This window comes from Mesorhizobium sp. M0563, from assembly GCF_040321065.1.
Lineage (GTDB): Bacteria > Pseudomonadota > Alphaproteobacteria > Rhizobiales > Rhizobiaceae > Mesorhizobium.
Window position 1 is genome coordinate 1 of the sequence record NZ_JAMYQV010000045.1, and the last position, 2,992, is coordinate 2,992.

Annotated in this window: 2 protein-coding genes and 2 pseudogenes; 2 read left to right on the plus strand and 2 right to left on the minus strand. The window is 61.6% G+C overall.

Annotated elements, in window-relative coordinates; genetic code table 11:
* Positions 1–1,089, minus strand: a pseudogene (locus NKI50_RS30430) (IS256 family transposase); the annotation flags it as partial.
* 1 nt (position 1,090) lies between these two features.
* On the opposite strand from NKI50_RS30430, the gene NKI50_RS30435 reads away from it, so the two are divergent.
* On the plus strand, positions 1,091–1,306 hold the full coding sequence (locus tag NKI50_RS30435; RefSeq protein WP_502900401.1) for a transposase domain-containing protein: 216 nt from the start codon (positions 1,091–1,093) through the stop codon (positions 1,304–1,306).
* Between the two features lie 55 nt (positions 1,307–1,361).
* Positions 1,362–2,491 (plus strand): annotated as a pseudogene (gene tnpC, locus NKI50_RS30440) (IS66 family transposase); the annotation flags it as partial.
* 196 nt (positions 2,492–2,687) lie between these two features.
* Here tnpC and NKI50_RS30445 read toward each other — a convergent pair.
* Positions 2,688–2,992: aminotransferase class I/II-fold pyridoxal phosphate-dependent enzyme (locus NKI50_RS30445; RefSeq protein WP_352718690.1), on the minus strand; the 305-nt coding region annotated here is incomplete at its 5' end.

Genomic DNA, 2,992 nt, shown 5'->3' on the forward strand with positions numbered 1-2,992 from the left:
ACGAAGAAACAGGCTCACCTGAGCCGAACAAAGAAACGCAACAGGAATCGAAAAAGTCGAAATCAGGCTTGTCGATGTCATCCGTGGTGTAAATGATCCGACGAACGTCGTCAGGGAACGCGAAGAATGGAATGACCTCGCCCCAGGCGCGCCGCCAGCTCTGGCCGATGGCGGGATAGCGCTGGCCCCACGGGCCGGCCTCGAACGCCGCCAGCGCCTTTTCGGCGGCATCGGCATCGACGGCGCGGTAGATTGAGTGCGCTGGAGAGGCTCTTGCGGTCTTTCCAGGACACGAAGTCCATCGAGTTGCGCAGCAGGTGGACGATGCACGTCTGGACGATCGCCTCCGGGAACACTGCGGTGATCGCGTCCGGGAAGCCTTTCAGGCCATCAACGACAGCCAGAAGGATATCCTCCGAGCCACGGTTCTTGAGTTCGTTCATCACCCGCAACCAGAACTTGGCGCCTTCATTCTGCTCGAGCCAGAGGCCCAGCACCTCCTTTGCACCATCGGCGCGCACGCCCAGTGCGATATGGGATGGCCTTGTTGCGGACCATCCCTCATCGCGGATCTTGACCCGGATCGCATCGAAGAAGACCAGCGGGTAAATCGGATCGAGCGGCCTTTGCTGCCAGGTGGCGACTTCGTCGAGAACGGCGTCCGTCACCGTTGAGATCAGGTCCGCTGACACTTCGATGCCGTAGATCGCGCAGGTGCCCGGTGATCTCCCGGGTGCTCATGCCGCGCGCGTACATCGATACGATTTTGTCATCAAAGCCGGGAAAACGGCGCTGGTACTTGGCGATCAGCTGCGGATCGAAACTCGACTGGCGGTCGCGCGTAACATCGATCTCCAGCTTGCCGGTCTCGGTCGTCACCGTCTTGCGGCCATAGCCGTTAAGCGTATTGCCAGCGTCTTCGCCGCTCGCCAGATGATGGTCCATCTCCGCGTTCAGCGCGCGCTCTGTCAGAACCTTCTTGAGCGAATCAAGCAGGCCGCCTTGATTAAAAGCTGCGCTCGCGGCACCTCCTCCAAGCAACTGCTCGAGAAGCTCATTCGGTATTGCAGGTGATTTGCGTCGAGACATAGTGGGAATCCTTTTTACCCATTATGCCCGCCCGCACACGGAAATTCTGACACTCCCCATCGTCGAGACCTGCAAGCTCTGTTGCGTCGATGCCGAAGCCTACATGGCCGATGTCACCGAGCGCATCCAGAACGACTGGCCAGCCTCGCGCTGGGACGAGCTGATGCCTTGGAACTGGGTGCGCCGCCAAGAGATGCCGCTCCCCTTGGCGGCATGAGCGCGATCGATGACATGGCGCTGTCGGACGAGGCGCTGGAGGCCTGGATGGCCGCGTGACCGAGACGCTGGAGGAGATCCCGCGTCGGTTCAAACTGATCGAGACCGTGCGCGAGAAATTTGCGTGCCGGGATTGCGAGGCGATCACCCAGCCGCCGGCGCGTTCCATGCCACGCCGCGCGGCTTCATCGGTCCGCAACTGCTGGCGACGATCCTCTTCGACAACTTTGGAATGCACATCCCGCTCAACAGGCAGAGCACCCGGTTTAAGTGCGAAGGCAAAGGCACGTGCTCTCGGCCGAGCGCCTGCATGGGGATGACACCACCATCCGCATCCTGGCTAAGGGTAAGTGCACGACCGGACGAATCTGGATTTATGTGCGCGATGACCAACCCTTCGCGGGCGCCGCGCCGCCTGCGGCCGTCTACTACGCCTCGAGTGACCGGCGTGGCGAGCATCCGCAGAAACATCTGGCCAACTGGGACGCAGGCCTCCTGCAGGTAGATTGTTACAGTGGACTCACTGCGCTCTTCGACGAGCGACGGAAGGGCGAGCCGCTCACGCCAGCCTTTGCTTTGCGCATGCCCGCGCGGGCTTCTTCGAGCTGGCCGACATCGAGAAAAACGCCCGCGAGGGCAAGAGGAATGGCAAGCCCATCTCTCCGATCGCGCTGGAGGCGGTCAAGCGCCTTGATGCGCTGTTCGAGATCGAGCGCGAGATCAACTGCAAGACCGCCGCCGAGCGGCGCGCCGTACGCCAGTAGATGAGCAAGCCACTCTTCGACGACATGCACGCATGACTGCTGCGCGAGCGCGAAACCCTCTCGCGTTCCTCCGACGTCCTGAAGCCGATGAACTATATGCTCTCTCGCTGGACCGACCTCGCCCGCTTCCTCGACGACGGCAGGATCTGCTTGTCCAACAATGCTGCCGAGCGCGGATTGAGAGGCATCGCTTTGGGAAGACGGAATTGGACATTCGCCGGTAGCCTGCGTGGCGCCGACCGAACCGCCGTCGTGTCGACGATGATCATGACCTGTCGCCTCAACGACGTTGATCCGAAGGCCTGGCTCGCCGATCCTTGCCCGTATCGCTAATCTGCCCACCTCGCGTCTGTACGAACTGCTGCCCTGGGAATGGAAGCACCCGCGTGACCTGAAAGCCCGCTGGTCAACAGGCCGCCTGAAACCTCACGCGCGACAATCATAGAGCTGCCGGTTCTCGCGCGCACGAATAGACTCCGCGGCCGTCGCCGTATGCGTACTCTGAAGGTATGGCCAACTGCTATTCGGGCGCCCAAGCAGCTAGCGCACATATTCTGATGAAACTCTGGAATTTCGCCGGAAGCTCTGTTTGGCGGCGAGGCAGTTAGAGACCGCCGGTCATATGATCGACAGTTCCCTTGCTACCTCGGCAAACGCCACGACCGCGCGGTCAATGTCGGCACTGGAATGAGCGGCGGACATCTGTGTGCGGAGGCGCGCCTGGCCCTTCGGCACCACCGGGAACGAGAACCCGATGACATAGATGCCGCGCTTCAGCATGCGCGCCGCCATCTCCTGCACGAGTGCTGCATCGCCGAGCATCACCGGGATGATCGGATGGTCAGCGCCGGCCAGGGTGAAGCCGAGCTTGCCCATCTCGGACCGGAAATGCCCGGCATTGTCGTAGAGCCTCTTCCGCAATC